Source organism: Chitinophagaceae bacterium C216 (assembly GCA_028485475.2).
In the GTDB taxonomy this organism is placed as follows: Bacteria; Bacteroidota; Bacteroidia; order Chitinophagales; family Chitinophagaceae; genus Niabella; species Niabella composti.
On sequence record CP144143.1, the window covers coordinates 3,220,624 to 3,239,102 of the forward strand.

Below are 18,479 nucleotides of genomic sequence, written 5' to 3' on the forward strand. Positions count from 1 at the left end.
GTTTTAAAATTTTAATGGAAAAATCTTTTTGTGTGTATTAGACGCCAATTTTGATGCCGAGGTGTGTATGATAAGAATTATTTAACATTTTGAATAAATAATTCATTATCAGACAAAAACTAACTCGAATAACCTAGAGCATCTAAGTGCTGCTGTAATTCAGCCTCTGTTTTAATGAGCACCTCACGAGCTTTACTGCCTTGGTTGGGACCTACAATGCCTGCGCTTTCTAGTTGGTCCATGAGGCGACCGGCACGGTTATATCCCAATTTCATCCGTCGTTGCAATAATGATGTGGATCCGATCTGATTAGCGACAATCAAACGTGCGGCTTCTTCAAATAACACATCTCTATCTCCCATATCAAAATCGCCGCTCTCGAGTTCTTTTTCATCTACATATTCCGGTAGCAGGAATGGCTGCGGATAACCTTCCTGAAAACCGATGAATTCTACCACCCTGTCTACTTCTGGGGTATCCACGAAAGCACACTGCAATCGGGCAATTTCACCGTTAAGGCTGATGAGCATATCGCCTTTTCCGATCAGCTGTTCGGCTCCTCCAGTATCTAATATGGTACGGCTATCTATTTTACTACTTACTTTAAAAGCTACACGGGCCGGGAAGTTTGCCTTAATGGTACCGGTAATGATGTTCACGGATGGTCTTTGAGTGGCAATAATTAGGTGAATACCTACCGCACGTGCGAGCTGCGCCAGACGTGCAATGGGCATTTCTACCTCCTTACCGGCAGTCATTATAAGATCGGCAAACTCATCAATTACCAATACAATAAACGGCAGGTATTGATGTCCTTTTTCAGGATTCAATTTGCGGGAAACAAACTTAGCGTTGTACTCTTTAATATTACGGCAACCAGCTTCTTTAAGCAAATCGTAGCGGTTGTCCATCTCAATACAAAGTGCATTGAGGGTGTTGATTACTTTCTTGGTGTCGGTAATAATCGCATCTTCCTCATTAGGAAGCTTGGCTAGAAAATGTCTTTCGATATGACTATAAATACTTAATTCTACCTTTTTGGGGTCCACCAGCACAAACTTTAACTGCGACGGGTGCTTTTTGTATAGAAGCGATACCAGTATTGTGTTAATACCTACCGATTTACCCTGACCTGTAGCCCCGGCCATCAGCAGGTGTGGCATCGTTGCAAGATCTACAATAAAGTTCTCGTTATCGATCTTTTTCCCTAATGCAATGGGCAGCGAGTAATTACACTTCTGGAACTTCTCCGACGCCAGCAGGGTTTTCATGCTCACGATAGTCTTACGAGCATTAGGTACTTCAATACCGATAGTTCCTCGACCCGGAATAGGCGCAATGATACGAATGCCCAGTGCGGAAAGACTTAGAGCAATATCATCTTCCAGATTCTTGATGCGGGAAATACGTACTCCTGCAGCAGGCACTATTTCGTATAAAGTAACGGTAGGCCCAATAGTGGCGCTTATGCGTTGTATCTCGATATCATAATTACGGAGCGTAGTGATGATCTGATTCTTATTATTCTCCAGCTCTACCGGATCCTGCTCAATTTTTTCACTACCATAAGATTCTAGCAAATCCAGTGTAGGGAACTTATAATTTCTAAGATCCAAGGTAGGTTCGTAAGGTTTATTCCCACTGTTGGGCAGCGTTGTAGATACTTTGGCTTCTTCAGCAGTTTCAGGAAGAGGAGCTGAGTTGATTTCTAATTTCAATTCCTCTTCGGGAGAAGAGGTTGGAGTTTTAGATACTTTCTTTTCCTTCTTTTCTTCAGCTTGCTCAGGCTCAAAATCGATTCTGGCTTCAGGCTTTAACACAGTAATGCGTTCAAAACCTTTTTCCTCCTCTTTAACGGGCAATGTATCTTTTTCAATAAGTCCCAATTGGGGCTTTTCTCTTTCAACTTCATCCTGTATTATTAACTTGGCCGTAGATGCTTCTTGTTCTGCTACCTCCTGAGTTTCTTTTATAAAATCATGCTCCGGCAGCTCAGTAGCAGGAGCCACATCTTCCTCCAATTCAGGTTCCAATGGAATAGGAGCTGGTGCGGACGTTAATTTTTTAGGGAAGCTGAAGGCCGGATTGAATTGCCAAACGAAATAAGCAATCACTATCAATAATAATATAGCTGATGTTCCTATAAAGCCTAGAGAGGCCTGCAACCAGTCGCTAATAACATTACCTACACCTCCACCCCAACTAAACTCCTCTTTGCGAAGAATAAATGCTAGAATAGTGGACACGGTAAGCATTCCTAGCGTAACATATTTCAGATTGCGCCAGATGGAAAATACCTTTCTTCGCCACATCAGATTTACTCCTACCACAAAGAAAAAGGTGCAAATCAATAAAGAAGCTACACCAAACAGCTTGTATACAAAAAGATGCGCAACTAGAGCACCTGATTTACCCAAAAGATTTTCAGCGGTAATATCGGGCTCCAGCAGAATACCAGCACCCTTAGATGCCAGAACAAAATCTTGCCTCCAAGTGTAGAAATAGGATACGAATGATATAACAAGGAAAATAGAAACCAACAGAAATGTCAAACCCACTATCTTCCAGGTGCGCTCGTCTTTAGCCAATTGTTTTAACTGAATCTTTGCTTCTTGCTCAGTTTTAAAATCGGCTACTGTATTCTTCGATCCGGCTTTTGTTTTTTTACTCTTCGATTTGCTCTTATTCGCCATAGAACAAAGATAATAAGGTTGTATGAACCATTATGGATTTGATGTATATATTGACAATCGCTATTTCCGGCTCAAAAACCTTATTGAGACATCCTAGTAAATGTTTTTTTACTTTTTAAAGAAAGATAATAAAAGACAAATCCAGCCGACGATGAAAAACAGGCCGCCAATGGGTGTAATGATTCCCAATCCGCCCAAGCCTACTTTACCGCCTGCCTTTAAAGCTGTAAGAGCGTATAGCGAACCGGAAAACAGAACAATACCGATTAAAAAACAAATACCTGCCCAGTTCATGGTCCTGAATGGGAAGCGTTCGATTAATATACCCACCATTAGCAATGCAAAGGCATGATACATCTGATACTGTACGCCTGTTTGAAAAGTGGATACCGATTCAGGCATTATTTCCTTCAACTTATGAGCACCAAATGCGCCCAGTATTACTCCCAAACCTGCTAAAGCACTTCCTAAGGCAAGATATAATTTACTCATTAAAAATTAGTTTTATAAAGTTATCAAGATCTAAATTATCATCATCTATCTTAATCTTGGCACGTTCGTAATATATGCGCCTGTCTGCACTTTTTTTGATAATATATGCTCTTAAGGCTTCATCATCCAAGCCTTTCAACAAAGGGCGCGTATGTTTTTCCTCTTTTAACCTACTTAGCAGGGTATCGATGGGTGTATTCAGCCATACAGTAATCCCCTTCTGGTTCATATAATCTATATTGTTGAAAAAGCAGGGGGCACCGCCTCCACAAGATAATACCATCGAATCATGACTTTCAGTTACCATGTAGAGAATTTCTTTTTCTCTGGTGCGAAAATATTCTTCCCCCTCCTCTTCAAAAATGCTATTTACGGATTTGCCCGCGTCATCCTCAATAAGTTCGTCCAGATCAAAAAAAGGAATACCCAACTTCTGACCCAACTGCCGGCCCCAATAGGTTTTGCCAGCACCCATAAATCCAATCAAATAAATACGCATCGTATATTCGTTAAGGTTCCTATAAGATGAACCGATTGTTATTTAAAAGCATTGAACCCCGTTATATCCTGACCGGTTATAAGCAAATGTATATCATGTGTACCCTCGTAAGTAATCACACTCTCGAGGTTCATCATATGTCGCATCACCGGATATTCGCCTGTAATGCCCATTCCTCCTAAAATCTGTCGAGCTTCTCTACAGATATTTGTCGCTACCTCACAGCTGTTTCTCTTAGCCATGCTCACCTGTTGAGGTGTCGCTTTACCTTCGTTCATTAAAGTTCCTAAACGCCAGTTGAGCAATTGCGCCTTAGTAATTTCGGTAATCATTTCGGCAAGCTTTTTCTGCTGCAACTGAAAAGCCCCGATTGGTTTGCCAAATTGTTGTCTTTCTTTAGCATAGCGCAAGGCTGTATCATAACAATCCATAGCCGCTCCTATTACTCCCCATGCAATACCATAACGAGCTTTGGTAAGACAACTGAGCGGGCCTTTCAGCCCTTTTATACCGGGAAGAATATTTTCTTTAGGCACTTTCACATTATCAAAAACCAACTCACCAGTTGCTGAAGCCCGCAAGCTCCATTTATTATGAATGGTAGGCGTAGAAAAACCTTCCATGCCTCTTTCTACTATTAATCCGTGAACTTCGCCGCTCTCATCTTTAGCCCAAACTACTGCCACCTGCGCATAAGGTGCATTGCTGATCCACATTTTGCTGCCGTTTAGAATAACGTAATCTCCGGCATCTTTAAAATTCGTCAACATTCCTCCGGGATCGCTACCATAGTTGGGTTCTGTTAGACCGAAACACCCCAGCCACTCGCCGCTAGCCAGCTTGGGGAGATATTTTTGTTTCTGCTCTTCACTACCATACGCATAAATAGGAAACATTACTAACGAGCCCTGTACCGATGCTGTAGAACGTACACCGCTATCGCCCCGTTCCAATTCCTGCATCATCAAACCATAACTGATATAATCCAACCCTCCCCCCCCATACTCGATAGGAATAGTAGGACCGAAACAACCGATTTCGCCTAACTGCTTCACAATATGCTGCGGAAATTCTGCCCGCTGTGCATAGTCTTCAATAATAGGAGTAATTTCTTTTTTGACGTAAGCTCTTACAGCCGCACGCACCATCAATTGCTCTTCTGTAAGCAGTGCGTCAACATTAAAATAGTCGGGGCTTTCGAATAAATCCTTGTTTACGGACATAGCAGCAATATTTAAGCTCTACAAAGGTAGTGGTAAAACATATAGAAGCATTTGGGCATCATTTACCCATTGCATACTATTACAACACACTCATAAAGTCAAATGTCGGTCAAAAAAGCAATAAAAAAAGTGGCTCTCGCCACTTTACTATTTTTATACTATGCTAGATACTGATCTTTCGGCTGTCTTACTACATCTTTATAATCTGAGATCTGCTCAAAAAGCTTTTTATCGACCTTAAATAACTTGTTCTTAAGCCTAGCTTTTTGTTCAGGCTTCATTTTATACTTCCAGTATGCTATAGCAACCAGTCCCAATGCTATCCAACCGTATTTATAATTTTTATTCATAATAACGCTTTAGTGATATACCGCCAAAAGCGTGCCGCATTGGAATGTCGACAGGTAAAATGCGATGTATATCCGACTATTTGATCGCTTTTCCTACGATTTCGCCGATTTGATCAATAGCGATACGCTCCTGTTGCATAGAATCGCGATAGCGAATGGTAACGGTATTATCTTCCTTAGTCTGATGATCTATTGTTACACAGAAAGGCACACCTATAGCATCCATTCTTCTATAACGCTTACCGATAGCATCTTTTTCTTCGTAGAAACATTTGAACTCTCCACGATATTTTGCCATGATATCCCTTGCAATTTCGGGCAATCCGTCTTTCTTAAGCAGCGGGAAGACTGCAAGTTTAATGGGAGCCAATTTCGCCGGAAAACGCAATACTACGCGACTATCCTGTTTGCCATCAGTACTCAAATCTTCCTCATCATAAGCTGCACAAATAACGGAAAGGAACATCCGGTCAAGACCAATAGAAGTTTCGATTACATAAGGAACATAGTTGCCATATGGCTTTCCGGTTTCCGGATTGATTTCGTTATCGAAATACTGCAATTTCTTTTTACTGTACTTCTCGTGTTGTGTTAAGTCGTAATTAGTACGAGAGTGAATACCCTCCAGCTCTTTAAAGCCCATAGGGAAGTTATACTCGATATCGCAGGCAGCATCAGCATAAAATGCCAGTTTGGTATGATCGTGGAAACGATAATCCGAAGCCGGATTACCAAAGCTTAAGTGCCATTTCAATCTTTCTTCTTTCCAATATTCGTACCACTCTTGCTGTGTGCCGGGTCTTACAAAAAACTGCATTTCCATCTGCTCAAACTCTCGCATGCGGAAGATGAACTGACGTGCCACAATTTCATTTCTGAAAGCTTTACCCACCTGTGCAATTCCAAAAGGGATTTTCATGCGCCCTGTTTTCTGCACATTCAGAAAATTCACAAAAATTCCCTGAGCTGTTTCGGGCCTTAGATATACTTTATTTTCGTCAGCATTTTCGGAAACAGTCGAACCAAATTCGGTAGAAAACATCAGATTGAACTGACGTACATCCGTCCAGTTAGCCGTTCCACTTATAGGACATTTGATATTATAGTCGTCAATCAATTTTTTCAATCCTAGCAGATCGCCTGCAGCATCCAGCTTTTCCATTTCGCTAATCAGTACATCGGCTTCAGCTGCTTTGCCTTGCGCTCTCATTGCATCCGCATGAGTTTCGATTAGATGATCCACACGATAGCGCTTTTTACTATCCTTGTTATCGATCATGGGATCGTTAAATCCGTCCACGTGTCCACTAGCCTTCCATGTGGTAGGATGCATAAAGATAGCGGCATCAATACCCACAATATTATCGTGCATTTGGGTCATGCTTTTCCACCATTGGTCTCTGATATTCTTTTTCAACTCAGCACCCCATTGCCCGTAATCATATACAGCTTGCAATCCATCGTATATTTCGCTACTGGGAAATATAAATCCGTATTCCTTACAATGCGATATAATCGCCTGAAATCTGTTACTATCTGTTGCCATAAGGTTGCAAAAATAAGCTCTATAAGGTCTTCTTTAAAATTTGCTGTTAAAAATCTGAAAGATACCAAAAACAAAGCGTGCAGGAGCCATTTCTCTTAAACGCTTGCTATATGAAAATACCCGCAGCTTATCTGCAGGTACGTATGATTATTGGATTCATTCGGTTTACTTCAGCTGGAATGTTTCCAGGAACTTAGTATTAAAGTTTCCATTGATAAAATCATCATTCTGCATAAGCTGAAGGTGGAAAGGAATCGTAGTTTTAATTCCTTCGATCACATACTCACTCAGTGCCCGATACATGGTATCGATGGCTTCCTTTCTGGTACGTGCCACTGCAATCAGCTTGCCGATCATGGAATCGTAGTAAGGCGGTATGGTATAGCCGGCATATACATGGCTATCCACCCTTACTCCGTGTCCACCGGGTACATGCAAGTTGGTAATTTTACCGGGCGAAGGTCGGAAATCATTATAAGGGTCTTCGGCGTTGATGCGACACTCAATGGCATGCATTTCGGGCACATAATCGCGGCCGGAGATTTTTTCACCCGCGGCAATTTTAATTTGCTCTTTAATCAGATCGAAATTGATTACTTCCTCAGTAACGCAATGCTCTACCTGAATGCGGGTATTCATTTCCATGAAATAGAAATTGTGGTGCTTGTCTACAAGGAACTCTATAGTTCCCACGCTTTCGTAACCTATGGCTGCAGCAGCTTTCTTAGCAGCTTCGCCCATAGCGGTCCGCAATTCATCGGTAATGAAGGGAGAAGGCGATTCTTCTACCAGCTTCTGGTGACGACGCTGAATAGAGCAATCGCGCTCACTCATGTGGCAGAAGTTGCCATATTGGTCGCCTGCCACTTGAATTTCGATGTGGCGGGGCTCTTCGATGTATTTCTCCATATAGAGGCCATCGTTCTTAAACGATGCGGCCGCCTCCATCTTAGCGGTATCGTAGGCTTTTTCTAGCTCACTTTCGTCCCACACAATACGCATACCTTTTCCGCCGCCACCAGCTGTGGCTTTGAGTATAACGGGATAACCGATTTCTTTTGCAAGTCCTTTGGCCTCATCCAAACTACTCAGCAGCTTTTCCCCTCCGGGAATAACGGGTACACCAGCCTTAATCATGGTTTCTTTGGCGGTGATTTTATCGCCCATTTTGTTAATCATTTCTGCTGTAGGGCCGATAAATTTGATTTTGCTGTCGTTGCAGATCTGAGCAAATTTTGCATTTTCAGCCAGAAACCCATAGCCCGGATGCACTGCATCGGCATTGGTAATTTCGATGGCGGCCATGATATTGGGAATATTGAGGTAAGACTCGGCACTTGCGGGACGACCAATACATACTGCTTCGTCTGCAAACTTTACGTGTAGGCTTTCGCTATCGGCGGTAGAATACACCGCTACGGTTTTAATGCCCATCTCCCTACAGGTCCTGATAATTCGTAGCGCGATTTCTCCCCTGTTAGCGATTAATATCTTTTTAAACATGATGATTCTTAAGTAATGAGATAAGCTTATAATGTAATTATGCTGTTTCCACTTCGAATAACGGCTGATCGAATTCAACCGGCGAAGCATCCTCTACCAGAATCTTCACGATTCTACCGCTGATTTCACTTTCGATTTCATTAAAAAGCTTCATCGCTTCAATCACGCACAGCACTTTTCCTGGAGTAATGATATCACCCTCCTCCACATAATTCGCCTTATCAGGAGCAGGTTTGCGATAGAAGGTTCCAATCATCGGGCTTCTAATAATAGTGCGATTGCTAGGCGGCGCAGCGGTTTTGGGTTTTTCTTCAGCAGGAGCACTGGTGGGTTGTGAGGCTGCTGGTGCTGCCGGAGCAACTGCCTGTGGGGCTACCGGCATGGGCAGAGGGTATGGAGAAGGAGCAGATACCACTTGGGTTACTTGTTCCTCTTTTTGTTTTATCGATATTTTGAAATCCTTCTGCTCGAGAGAGAACTCACCAATGTTAGATTTATTAATCAACTTGATCAGCTCCTGAATTTGCCTGAAGTCCATATTTTTTAATTTGACGGGTTTTGGGTTAAAAACAAATAAAATTCAATACCACTAAATACATGAACTAAGGTAAGTAAATCACACACATAATGGATAGGATTTTACAGGTATTTTATTATCCTATTGATCTACTCCCCATAAAAAATGGCTCATTGCGAGACCGAGCCACTTTTAATAATATATTCCTAATTATTCCTTAACACGCTCCACGTACTCACCGGTTTTGGTATTCACACGTATCAGTTCACCTTCATCGATAAACAAAGGAACGTTGATAGTGGCTCCGGTTTCAATAGTGGCGGGTTTTAAAGTACGCGTAGCAGTATCACCTTTAAGCCCCGGCTCGGTATAAGTAACCTTTACCACAATTTTATCAGGCAACTCCACACTTACAGGTTGATCGGTCTCTGTATTGATAGCAATAGCCACTTCTTGGCCCTCTTTCAGGAACTGAGGCGCATCAATCAGATTTTCAGATAAGCTGATTTGTTCGAAGGACTCATTATCCATGAAATTGTAGCCTGTTTCGTCCTTATACAGGAACTGAAAACTTCTTTTTTCTACTCTTACAGGATAAATAGTATCGCCGGAATTCCATGTTTTTTCGATAGTTCTGTTATTATCCACCCCCTTCAGTTTTGCCCACACTTTTGCTGCTGCACGAGCAGTTTTGTTTTCGCCAAATTCCACTACTGAATAGAGGCTGCCATCGAGTTTAAGGATCATTCCGCGGCTGATATCTGCTGTATTTGCCATTATAAAAATTTTTTAGGGCGCAAATATAGCACTTTTAAATGCTTTATTACCCTTCCAATAGATAATCTTAGAACTAAAAAGGCATTTTCTGACGAATACATATTATAATAATAACTATATTTATAGTTTTACAGAAATTATGAAATTTTTTGACATAATTTTCTATATTCGTGTTACAGAATTATATTTTTATCAAAAAAATCAATATAAAATCTGAATTTTTATCACATAGTAATAATATTAATATATTAACAATACTCCGGTATCCTATGAAAAATTCAGATAACATTTATTTTTTAACATTAAACCTGTATTAAATGAAGGGAAAAGTACTTCTTACAACCAAAGCTCTTTTGATCTCCTCGGTTATTTTTGCCCAAACCTCAGAAACAGATGAGTCAAAAGGTGAACTGCAAGTTAATGGATCGGTAGATGTCTATTACCGTTACAATTTTGCAAATGCCAAGAACGCCGGAGAAATCAACAACTTTACCAGCTTTACTAATTCCCACAATTCTATCGAGTTAGGCATGGCATCCTTAACAGCCAGCTATACCAAAGGAAAAGCCGGTTTAGTCATTGACCTTGGCTTTGGTACCCGTGCACGAGAATTTTCTTATGCCGAGGAACCAGATGGTGCTGGTAATGGCTCCGCAGTATTGCAAAGTATTAAACAAGCTTATGTAACCTTCAATCCCACCGACAATATTCGAATTTCGGCCGGTAAATGGGGTACTCACCTAGGATATGAAGTTTTGGATCCTCAATATAATAGAAATTATAGCATGAGCTATATGTTCTCTTACGGACCATTCTCTCATACCGGTATCAAAGCCGACTTTACACTGGGTAGCGGCTTCGGTATTATGGCCGGTGTTACCAACCCCACCGATTATCTATCCGCTTCATTTGCTAAAAAGAATATCATAGCCCAGGTAAGTAAAACCGGCGAAGCCGTGAATGCTTATTTGAACTATGTAGGGGGTAAAGATCTTGATGGTAACAACCATAATCAGATAGGCCTTACTGCAACAGCTACTATTAGTGACAAATTCTCACTGGGTTACGATGGCACCCTCAAAATAGTGGATCAATTTGAAGATATATCTAAAAAATGGTGGGGCTCGGCATTATATGTAAATGTAGACCCAACCGAAAAATTTGGCCTTACCCTGAGAGGTGAATACTTCGATGATAAGGACAAAGGCGGATTAATATTTGGTACCTCTATTATACAAACTACGCTATCGTTCAACATCAAACCTGTGAACGGTTTGATGATTATACCCGAGTTCCGACTGGACAGTGCTAAGGATCCTATTTTCACTAAAAATGATGGAGCCGGCACTAAAAGCACCGGAACGTTCCTTTTAGGAGCTATTTATTCGTTTTAACTCTTCTGCTTATGTTCCTCTGAAAAAAAGCTCTGCTTATGCAGAGCTTTTTTCTTTTTTCATAAATTATTTTTCAAATGAGAATTACCATTCAATAGCACAATTAATCCACTCCCCGTCAAAAGATGCATTGTATTTTTTATAGAAATTAATGGCGGGCTCATTCCAATCTAGCACCTGCCAACAGAGTCTTTTAAATCGCTTTTCGCGAGCTTCTTCGATAAGACGGTCAAAAAGCATCTTTCCGATGCCTTTGCCCCGCATATCCTGAGTTACAAGCAAATCCTCCAGATACATGCACTGCCCCTTCCAAGTAGAATACCGAATGTAATACAGTGCAAAAGCTACGATTTGCTCCTTTCCTTCGCCATCAGTTGTTGTGGTAGCTACAAATGCCCACCATACAGGTTTTTCTCCAAAACCGCTTTCTCTGAAATGCTCCAGCGATACGGTTACTTCCTGCGGCGCCCGCTCGTATACCGCTAACTCATGTATCAGTTCCAGAATACGTTCGCAATCGGAAGCTTGCGCCCTCCGTATTTGAATATTTGAACTCAAGTAGATATTGGTTTTGAGGTTAAACAATTGCGTTAATATGCCCACTCTACCAACGTAGCACCCCAAGTAAAACCACCACCAAAAGCAGCCAACACCAGCTTATCGCCTTTTTTCAGCTGTTTTTCCCATTCCCACAAACACAGTGGTATGGTAGCTGCTGTTGTATTGCCATACTTTTGAATATTTATCATTACTTTTTCACGGGGAAGTCCGATGCGTTCGGCAGTAGCATCAATGATACGCAGATTGGCCTGGTGTGGTACCAACCAAGCAATATCATTTCCTGTAAGGCCATTGCGCTCCAGCAAATCCGCACTCACATCTGCCATACCTTTTACAGCAAACTTGAATACGGTTTTTCCCTCTTGATACACGTAATGTTCACGGTTGGTAACTGTTTCAATGGAAGCCGGATAGGCAGATCCTCCCGCTTTCAAGCGAAGATAATTGCATCCACTGCCGTCGCTCTTCAAAATACTATCCTTTACTCCTAAGCCTTCTTCATTGGGTTCTAACAATACCGCACCCGCCCCGTCACCAAAGATAATGCAGGTAGTACGGTCGGTATAATCCACTATGGAGCTCATTTTATCCGCACCCACTACAACTACTTTTTTGTAGCGGCCACTCTCGATAAAGCTGGCTCCCTGAACCAAAGCGAACAGAAAACCCGAGCATGCAGCTGATATATCATACCCAAAAGCATTGACAGCACCTACTTTATCCGCTACCAAATTGGCCGTTGCTGGAAAAACCATGTCGGGAGTTACAGTAGCTACTATAATGCACTCAATCTCTTCGGGGCCGATACCTCGTTTTTTTAGCAGATCCAACACTGCGGGAACTACCATTTCGCTGGTGCCCTTTCCTTCGCCTTTTAAAATTCTACGTTCCTCAATACCAGTGCGGGTGCGTATCCACTCGTCACTGGTTTCCACCATTTTCTCTAAATCAAAGTTCGTAAGCTTGTCTTCAGGAACATATCCACTCACTGCAGTTATTGCAGCCGTAATTTTTGTTGCCATCTATTTAGTTTAAAAATTAGCCCCAGATATTTAACAAAAACTGTTAGTCACTGTTTAAGGATGCCAAAGGTAGTGGAATTTTAAATTCTTAAAATTCAATTTTCAATTTTACATTCGTATTTATGATAGCTTATCTGAAAGGTTCATTTATCGACATCACCCCTTCTTCCGTAATAGTTGATGTTCAGGGTATTGGGTATGAAGTACATATCAGCCTCCACACTTATTCGCAAATACAAGGACAGTCAAGCGGACTCCTGTATACCCACTTGCTAATCAAGGAAGACGCTCATCTTTTGTACGGATTTGCCGATATAGAGGAGAAAAATATCTTCAAGCTACTGCTGAGTGTGTCCGGCATTGGTGCCAATACGGCACGTTTGATTCTATCTTACATGAAGCCTTTCGAAATTACTCAGGCCATAGCTAACGGAGATAGCCGAGCCTTGGAACGCATTAAAGGCATTGGTAAGAAAACAGCCGAAAGAACCGTTTTGGAGCTAAAAGATAAAATAGGGAAACAACCTACTGAGAATATCATTCCTGCCGAAACTACTAGTGCTTCCACTACCCGCAACATGAGACAGGATGCGTTAGATGCATTACAAGCACTAGGTATCAATCGTCAAGCTGCAGAGCAACATATTATCCGCATCTGCCAAGCAGAACCGGACATTCAACTTGAGGAGCTAATTAAGAAAGTATTGAAAGGGCTATAACCCAAGGGTATTTTATTTCTTACGCTTGAAATCACCTCTTTTCCAGGCATTAATGAACTCAGCCCAAGCAGCAGGGCTGAAAATGTTCATAGGAGGCACCTGCCCTTGATAGCGTGCTCGCTGAAATACATTATCCAGCTGTCTGTTTGTAACCTCCCGACCATCATAGGGCAATTTGGCCAAATAAGCGCTTCGGGCTTCAGGTGTATTGGCCTTACGCAAAATTTCGATTTCATCCTCCGACACCTTCACATTTAAAAAGTCGCGGGCGAACTGTTCTGGTGTAGGACGGGGTTTGATAATTGCTACGGGAAGATAGGCCGTATCCCGCACCAATGTTTTTATAATACTATACTGATTACCTCTTAAGGTATCAGGTACTTTTACCGAACCACCAATATAGCTAACGTGAGAAAAGTCGATAATATCCCCTTTTAGAACGGCAATGGAAAATACACCGTCGTTATTAGTAATGGTACCGCGCTTAGTGCCTCTTACTGTAATACTTACCGCAGGAATAGCCTCCAGACTGTCAGCGGTCATTACCACCCCATACAACTGAACTACCGAGTCCCTGGCTTTTTCAAACTGCGCATGAACCGTAATACCGAAAAATAAAAAACCAATTAAAAAGAGAAATATCTTATTCACCGTGCCAAAATTAAGTTTTCAGGCTTTAAATATTGCAACAATTTATTCCTACAGATGTTAAGATTACGATTTATATTTGAATTTAACATAAGCTTTAAAGAATGACGAGGGAAAATGTACTGAATGCATTGAAAAACGTGCTTTTAGCCGAAAATGGTCAAGATATTGTTACTGCAGGTTGTGTACAAGATTTGGCCATAGAAAAGTATTATATATCTTTTAACCTGATTTTACCTACCGATGACGCCGATATACGATTAAAGGTCAAAAGCGAAGCCATTAAGGCTATAAAGGACCATGTGAGCAAAGACGCTGTCATCAAAATCGGATTTACGCCCAAGCCTACTCCCCAAAGCACTTACGAACAAAATACCAGTCCGCTACCCGGGGTTAAAAAAATTATTGCGGTAGTAAGTGGTAAAGGAGGTGTGGGGAAAAGCACGGTAGCCGCTAATTTGGCGCTTGCATTGGCTAAAGATGGCTCGAAAGTGGGCCTGATGGATGCCGATATTTATGGTCCTAGTGTCCCCATCATGTTTGGCGTAAGAGGCGAACGTCCCATGATGCGCGACATAAATGGCAAAGGCATGATTGTACCCCTAGAAAGATTTGGCATCAAACTGCTCAGTATAGGATTACTGGTAGATGACAACAAGGCTGTGGTATGGCGCGGGCCAATGGCTAGCAGTGCTATCAGACAGTTTATTACCGATGTAGATTGGGGCGACCTAGATTATCTGGTTATTGATATGCCACCCGGAACCGGCGATATTCATCTCACTTTACTACAAACCATTAGCGTATCCGGTGTAGTTATCGTTTCGACACCCCAGGATGTAGCTTTGGCCGATGCGAAAAAAGGAATTGCCATGTTTGGACAAGCCCAGTTAAATGCACCGATACTGGGTATTGTAGAAAACATGAGCTATTTCATTCCGCCGAATGCAGTTCCTGACCAGAAATACTACATTTTTGGTAGGCACGGTGCCCGCAATTTGGCCGAAGAATATGAAATACCCTTCTTAGGAGAAATCCCGTTAATAGAAAATATTCGTGAAGGCGGAGATATTGGTGTTCCCGCCATGGTAAGCGATGACGAAGCGAGTAAAAAGGCCTTTATAGAGTTGGCCACATCAGTCAAGAATAGGCTATTATAATTTCCCCATAATAAAAAAGAACCTCATCCGTTAAAGATGAGGTTCTTTTTTATTTCTCACAACTGAGTGCGCTAAAGGCCTAGCACTTCCTTCATGGTGTAAATACCTTTCTTACCATTTAAAAACTCTGCTGCTACCACCGCTCCCAAAGCAAAGCCTTTACGATTGTGTGCCTCGTGTATTATAACGATATCATCGATTTCTGAAGTGTATTTAATAGTATGCGTTCCTGGTGCCGGGTCAATGCGTTTACTTACAATTTGCAATTTACCCTGCTGAGGCTCCTCACTATTCACCCAGCCGTCCAATTCTTTGTACGTTTCCAAAACTCCCTCTGCCAGAGTAATTGCCGTACCACTGGGGGCATCTTTTTTTTGTGTATGATGAATTTCTTCCATGGTCACGGTGTATTGTTTATGTGGATGCATCAGCTGCGCTAGTTTTTTATTCAGCTCAAAAAACAGATTCACTCCCACACTGAAATTACTTGCATAAATAAAAGCAGCATTTTTTTCCTTGCAAAGCGCTTGCACCTCTTGTAGTTTATCTAACCAGCCGGTAGAGCCACTCACCACCGTAGCCCCAAAAGTGAACAACTTTACCAAATTATCATAAGCGGCATGAGGTCCGGTAAATTCTATAGACACGTCTGCCTTATCAATATTCTCCTTATTGAAATCGGACAAATTGTTTTCATCAATTTTCAGGACGATTTCATGTCCTCTCTCTAAGGCCACTTCCTCTATGGCCTTGCCCATTTTTCCGTATCCAATCAGTGCTATTTTCATTGTACTTCCAAATTGTATTTTTATTTAAAATGTAAAACCAGGCTGATGCCGCTCGTTCGTGCCATCTCACTGTACCCCGGCTGCACACGAAAAGTAATATCAGGAGAAATATCAAATTGCTGCAAATGCGCATCTACGGTAGCATCCACCACATTCAATGCCCAAGCCAGCAGAAAATATAAGAAAGAGTAATCCAGTTTTTTTCTAGTATCATCTCTGTAAAACCTCAGCGTCTCCAATCCACCTGCCTGATTTCTTTCATACCATTTCCGAATATTTTCGTTCATGGAAAGATAAGCAGTAGAGTCTTTAGAGCCGTTGGGCGAGGTAAGTTCAGTTATAATGCGCACTGCATCCCTATACTCCCTATACCATTTACGGTTGTATAAAAAATAGCCCCCTGTACCTCCCAATGCACCATATACAATAGGCACTTTCCAAATTTTCTTGTTGTATACTTGTCCCCATCCCGGTAAGATAGCCGAGCGGAGGGCGGCATCGCGGGGTCTTTTCATTTTAGGGCCTTTGGGCTGCAAACTATCAGCTACTATATTGGCAAGATTACTTTCTTCTGATATAGTGATGCTATCTTTGGGATTCTCAACAGCAGTTGTATCTGTCTGAGCATTGCTAACGCAACAGCTACCTAACAGCAAAACAAACAGAAAGAATCTTCTAAAAAGTTGCATATAGCAAATAAAGTACAGATTAATCTATCGTGACGTTAAAATTGTTCAGTAGCTTATTGAGTTCTTCTACTGAATAATAATCAAACGTTATCTGACCATAACCCTTGGAATTATGCTTCAGCTTAACACGTGTTTCGAATCTTTCGGCCAGCTTATCCTCAATACGCTGAAAAGGAGAAGACAGACTGCTTTTGGACGGCTTCTTTTTACTACCCGACTCCTTATATAGATTGCGCACCAGCGCCTCGGTTTGTCTTACTGACAAACCTTTTTCTTTGATCTCCTTAAATATATATAACTGACGGTCGACAGTATCTACATTAATCAACGCCCGTGCATGTCCCATGCTGATTTCGTTATTCCTTACCGCGAGCTGTATATCCGGTGGCAGTTTTAATAGCCTGATAAAATTGGCTACCGTACTTCTGTCTTTCCCCATACGCTCGGCCACTTGATCCTGCGTGTAGGATAACTCATCCATCATGCGCTTATAACTGAGGGCTATTTCCATAGCGTTGAGGTCTTCGCGCTGCAGGTTTTCCAACAAAGCCAGCTCCAACAGTTGGGCATCATCAGCCTGACGTATATAGGCAGGAACTTCTTTAAGACCTGCCAGTTTCGATGCACGCAAACGACGCTCCCCCGCAATCAATCTGTATTTGCCACTCGGCAATTTGGAAACCGTCAGCGGCTGAATCACATCATGTATTTTAATAGATTCTGCCAGCTCCTGCAACGCCTTCTCATCAAAATCGGTACGCGGTTGCTTAGGATTGGTTTCGATATCGTTAACCGGAATTTTTGATATGCTGGTTGCTGCCTCTACAACTGTTTTCTTCAATTCGCCAGCACCACTCTTCAATTCTGCGTCAATACTCCCCAGCAAAGACCGGATACCCTTTCCTAATGCATCTTTATTTGATTTCTGTGTAGCCATCAGTTATTACGTAATTTATTTTAAAGTCCCTGAAGATTATTCTAAGATTTTCTCCTCATTGGGAATTTTTGTCATATTATTTTTCTGCAAAATTTCTTTGGCAAGATTCAGATAGTTCAAAGCCCCCTTACTATTCGCATCGTACAACACAACGGGCTTTCCAAAGCTGGGCGCCTCACTCAGTTTCGAATTTCGATGGATGATGGTATTAAATACCAAATCGTCAAAATGACGGCGCACCTCATTTACCACCTGATTACAAAGACGCAGCCGCGCATCGTACATCGTCATCAAGATACCTTCTATTTTAAGTTCGGTATTCAGTCGGCTTTGTACAATTTTGATAGTATTAAGCAATTTCCCCAGTCCTTCCAAGGCAAAAAACTCACACTGCACCGGCACCACAACCGAATCGGCTGCAGTAAGCGCATTTACCGTAATCAATCCCAGTGATGGAGAGCAATCTATAATAATAAAGTCATACTCCTTGCGCACCTCGCTTAAGAGCTCCTTCATCACCATTTCACGATTAGGATAATTAATCATTTCAATCTCCGCCCCTACCAAATCGATGTGAGAAGGAATGATATCAAGATTAGGAATATCACTTTTCAGAATAACACTGCGCGCAGGTGTTTGATTGGCCATGCAATCGTATAAGCTCTGCGTGATATTTTGCAGGTCGAACCCTACTCCCGAAGTACTGTTGGCCTGAGGGTCAGCATCTACCAACAAAGTCTTATATTCCAGCACAGCAAAACTTGCGGCGAGGTTGATAGCGGTTGTGGTTTTACCTACACCGCCTTTTTGATTTGCAACTCCTATAATTTTTGCCATAAAAGTTTGTGATTACAAGGAAAATCCATCACGGTTAAACGCAAATGTAAAGTTTTTGATGCATGAATGGATATAGATATCAGATTTAGTAGGTTTAACAACTTAATTGCTATTTTACTCCTTA

19 protein-coding genes are annotated in these 18,479 nt (G+C 41.8%); 3 read left to right on the forward strand and 16 right to left on the reverse strand.

The window, feature by feature from the left end:
• Window positions 1-119: 119 nt before the first annotated feature.
• The 9 genes from PIECOFPK_RS13850 to efp all read right to left on the reverse strand — a co-directional run bounded on the left by PIECOFPK_RS13850 (window position 120) and on the right by efp (window position 9,600).
• Window positions 120-2,693, reverse strand: coding sequence for an FtsK/SpoIIIE family DNA translocase (locus PIECOFPK_RS13850; protein ID WP_409966167.1), 2,574 nt, complete (start codon window positions 2,691-2,693; stop codon window positions 120-122).
• Between the two features lie 108 nt (window positions 2,694-2,801).
• On the reverse strand, window positions 2,802-3,185 hold the full coding sequence (locus PIECOFPK_RS13855) for a DUF423 domain-containing protein (protein ID WP_330973675.1): 384 nt from the start codon (window positions 3,183-3,185) through the stop codon (window positions 2,802-2,804).
• On the reverse strand, window positions 3,178-3,684 hold the full coding sequence (locus tag PIECOFPK_RS13860; protein ID WP_330973674.1) for a shikimate kinase: 507 nt from the start codon (window positions 3,682-3,684) through the stop codon (window positions 3,178-3,180). Before PIECOFPK_RS13860 ends, PIECOFPK_RS13855 begins: the two co-directional genes overlap by 8 nt.
• Window positions 3,685-3,722: 38 nt before the next feature.
• Window positions 3,723-4,907 carry an acyl-CoA dehydrogenase family protein gene (locus tag PIECOFPK_RS13865; RefSeq protein WP_409966168.1) on the reverse strand — a complete coding sequence of 395 codons (1,185 nt, stop codon included), beginning with the start codon at window positions 4,905-4,907 and terminating at the stop codon, window positions 3,723-3,725.
• Window positions 4,908-5,065: 158 nt separating this feature from the next.
• Window positions 5,066-5,257 carry a hypothetical protein gene (locus tag PIECOFPK_RS13870; RefSeq protein ID WP_330973672.1) on the reverse strand — a complete coding sequence of 64 codons (192 nt, stop codon included), beginning with the start codon at window positions 5,255-5,257 and terminating at the stop codon, window positions 5,066-5,068.
• A gap of 76 nt (window positions 5,258-5,333) precedes the next feature.
• Window positions 5,334-6,803 (reverse strand): glycine--tRNA ligase, encoded by a 1,470-nt coding sequence (locus PIECOFPK_RS13875; protein ID WP_409966169.1) that lies wholly within the window; start codon window positions 6,801-6,803, stop codon window positions 5,334-5,336.
• 165 nt (window positions 6,804-6,968) lie between these two features.
• Window positions 6,969-8,306: an acetyl-CoA carboxylase biotin carboxylase subunit gene (accC, locus tag PIECOFPK_RS13880; RefSeq protein WP_409966170.1), complete on the reverse strand. Its 1,338-nt coding sequence runs from the start codon at window positions 8,304-8,306 to the stop codon at window positions 6,969-6,971.
• Between the two features lie 37 nt (window positions 8,307-8,343).
• Complete coding sequence (gene accB / locus PIECOFPK_RS13885) at window positions 8,344-8,844, reverse strand: acetyl-CoA carboxylase biotin carboxyl carrier protein (RefSeq protein WP_330973669.1); 501 nt, start codon at window positions 8,842-8,844, stop codon at window positions 8,344-8,346.
• Between the two features lie 189 nt (window positions 8,845-9,033).
• Window positions 9,034-9,600 (reverse strand): elongation factor P, encoded by a 567-nt coding sequence (efp, locus tag PIECOFPK_RS13890; RefSeq protein ID WP_409966171.1) that lies wholly within the window; start codon window positions 9,598-9,600, stop codon window positions 9,034-9,036.
• Between the two features lie 317 nt (window positions 9,601-9,917).
• Here efp and PIECOFPK_RS13895 point away from each other — a divergent pair, with 317 nt between their 5' ends.
• On the forward strand, window positions 9,918-10,994 hold the full coding sequence (locus tag PIECOFPK_RS13895; protein ID WP_330973667.1) for a porin: 1,077 nt from the start codon (window positions 9,918-9,920) through the stop codon (window positions 10,992-10,994).
• 84 nt (window positions 10,995-11,078) lie between these two features.
• Here the strand turns inward: PIECOFPK_RS13895 and PIECOFPK_RS13900 are convergent, their stop codons facing one another.
• Window positions 11,079-11,552, reverse strand: a complete 474-nt coding sequence (locus tag PIECOFPK_RS13900; RefSeq protein WP_409966172.1) for a GNAT family N-acetyltransferase — start codon at window positions 11,550-11,552, stop codon at window positions 11,079-11,081.
• Window positions 11,553-11,584: 32 nt separating this feature from the next.
• Window positions 11,585-12,577 carry a beta-ketoacyl-ACP synthase III gene (locus PIECOFPK_RS13905; RefSeq protein WP_330973665.1) on the reverse strand — a complete coding sequence of 331 codons (993 nt, stop codon included), beginning with the start codon at window positions 12,575-12,577 and terminating at the stop codon, window positions 11,585-11,587.
• Window positions 12,578-12,699: 122 nt separating this feature from the next.
• Here PIECOFPK_RS13905 and ruvA point away from each other — a divergent pair, with 122 nt between their 5' ends.
• Window positions 12,700-13,296, forward strand: a complete 597-nt coding sequence (gene ruvA, locus PIECOFPK_RS13910; protein ID WP_409966173.1) for a Holliday junction branch migration protein RuvA — start codon at window positions 12,700-12,702, stop codon at window positions 13,294-13,296.
• Between the two features lie 12 nt (window positions 13,297-13,308).
• Here ruvA and PIECOFPK_RS13915 read toward each other — a convergent pair whose 3' ends face one another.
• Window positions 13,309-13,947: a carboxypeptidase-like regulatory domain-containing protein gene (locus PIECOFPK_RS13915; RefSeq protein ID WP_330973663.1), complete on the reverse strand. Its 639-nt coding sequence runs from the start codon at window positions 13,945-13,947 to the stop codon at window positions 13,309-13,311.
• A 101-nt stretch (window positions 13,948-14,048) separates the two neighbouring features.
• On the opposite strand from PIECOFPK_RS13915, the gene PIECOFPK_RS13920 reads away from it, so the two are divergent.
• The gene (locus tag PIECOFPK_RS13920; protein WP_409966174.1) at window positions 14,049-15,104 is read left to right on the forward strand and encodes a P-loop NTPase; all 1,056 of its coding nucleotides are present in this window, start codon (window positions 14,049-14,051) and stop codon (window positions 15,102-15,104) included.
• Window positions 15,105-15,175: 71 nt separating this feature from the next.
• Here PIECOFPK_RS13920 and dapB read toward each other — a convergent pair whose 3' ends face one another.
• The 4 genes from dapB to PIECOFPK_RS13940 are packed head-to-tail and all read right to left on the reverse strand — an operon-like array spanning window position 15,176 to window position 18,355.
• Entirely contained in the window at window positions 15,176-15,892 is a 717-nt protein-coding gene (gene dapB / locus PIECOFPK_RS13925; RefSeq protein WP_330973661.1) for a 4-hydroxy-tetrahydrodipicolinate reductase, read from the reverse strand.
• A 20-nt stretch (window positions 15,893-15,912) separates the two neighbouring features.
• Window positions 15,913-16,581: a DUF5683 domain-containing protein gene (locus tag PIECOFPK_RS13930; RefSeq protein ID WP_409966175.1), complete on the reverse strand. Its 669-nt coding sequence runs from the start codon at window positions 16,579-16,581 to the stop codon at window positions 15,913-15,915.
• A gap of 19 nt (window positions 16,582-16,600) precedes the next feature.
• Window positions 16,601-17,518, reverse strand: coding sequence for a ParB/RepB/Spo0J family partition protein (locus tag PIECOFPK_RS13935; protein ID WP_330973659.1), 918 nt, complete (start codon window positions 17,516-17,518; stop codon window positions 16,601-16,603).
• 36 nt (window positions 17,519-17,554) lie between these two features.
• The gene (locus tag PIECOFPK_RS13940) at window positions 17,555-18,355 is read right to left on the reverse strand and encodes a ParA family protein (protein ID WP_409966176.1); all 801 of its coding nucleotides are present in this window, start codon (window positions 18,353-18,355) and stop codon (window positions 17,555-17,557) included.
• Window positions 18,356-18,479: the final 124 nt, after the last annotated feature.

Coding starts and splice junctions, on each gene's coding strand:
- dapB (WP_330973661.1), bottom strand. CDS start 15,892: ATGAAAATAGCACTGATTGGATACGGAAAAATGGGCAAGGCCATAGAG.
- PIECOFPK_RS13870 (WP_330973672.1), bottom strand. CDS start 5,257: ATGAATAAAAATTATAAATACGGTTGGATAGCATTGGGACTGGTTGCT.
- PIECOFPK_RS13905 (WP_330973665.1), bottom strand. CDS start 12,577: ATGGCAACAAAAATTACGGCTGCAATAACTGCAGTGAGTGGATATGTT.
- accC (WP_409966170.1), bottom strand. CDS start 8,306: ATGTTTAAAAAGATATTAATCGCTAACAGGGGAGAAATCGCGCTACGA.
- PIECOFPK_RS13940 (WP_409966176.1), bottom strand. CDS start 18,355: ATGGCAAAAATTATAGGAGTTGCAAATCAAAAAGGCGGTGTAGGTAAA.
- PIECOFPK_RS13855 (WP_330973675.1), bottom strand. CDS start 3,185: ATGAGTAAATTATATCTTGCCTTAGGAAGTGCTTTAGCAGGTTTGGGA.
- PIECOFPK_RS13860 (WP_330973674.1), bottom strand. CDS start 3,684: ATGCGTATTTATTTGATTGGATTTATGGGTGCTGGCAAAACCTATTGG.
- efp (WP_409966171.1), bottom strand. CDS start 9,600: ATGGCAAATACAGCAGATATCAGCCGCGGAATGATCCTTAAACTCGAT.
- PIECOFPK_RS13920 (WP_409966174.1), top strand. CDS start 14,049: ATGACGAGGGAAAATGTACTGAATGCATTGAAAAACGTGCTTTTAGCC.
- accB (WP_330973669.1), bottom strand. CDS start 8,844: ATGGACTTCAGGCAAATTCAGGAGCTGATCAAGTTGATTAATAAATCT.
- PIECOFPK_RS13865 (WP_409966168.1), bottom strand. CDS start 4,907: ATGTCCGTAAACAAGGATTTATTCGAAAGCCCCGACTATTTTAATGTT.
- ruvA (WP_409966173.1), top strand. CDS start 12,700: ATGATAGCTTATCTGAAAGGTTCATTTATCGACATCACCCCTTCTTCC.
- PIECOFPK_RS13930 (WP_409966175.1), bottom strand. CDS start 16,581: ATGCAACTTTTTAGAAGATTCTTTCTGTTTGTTTTGCTGTTAGGTAGC.
- PIECOFPK_RS13935 (WP_330973659.1), bottom strand. CDS start 17,518: ATGGCTACACAGAAATCAAATAAAGATGCATTAGGAAAGGGTATCCGG.
- PIECOFPK_RS13895 (WP_330973667.1), top strand. CDS start 9,918: ATGAAGGGAAAAGTACTTCTTACAACCAAAGCTCTTTTGATCTCCTCG.
- PIECOFPK_RS13875 (WP_409966169.1), bottom strand. CDS start 6,803: ATGGCAACAGATAGTAACAGATTTCAGGCGATTATATCGCATTGTAAG.
- PIECOFPK_RS13850 (WP_409966167.1), bottom strand. CDS start 2,693: ATGGCGAATAAGAGCAAATCGAAGAGTAAAAAAACAAAAGCCGGATCG.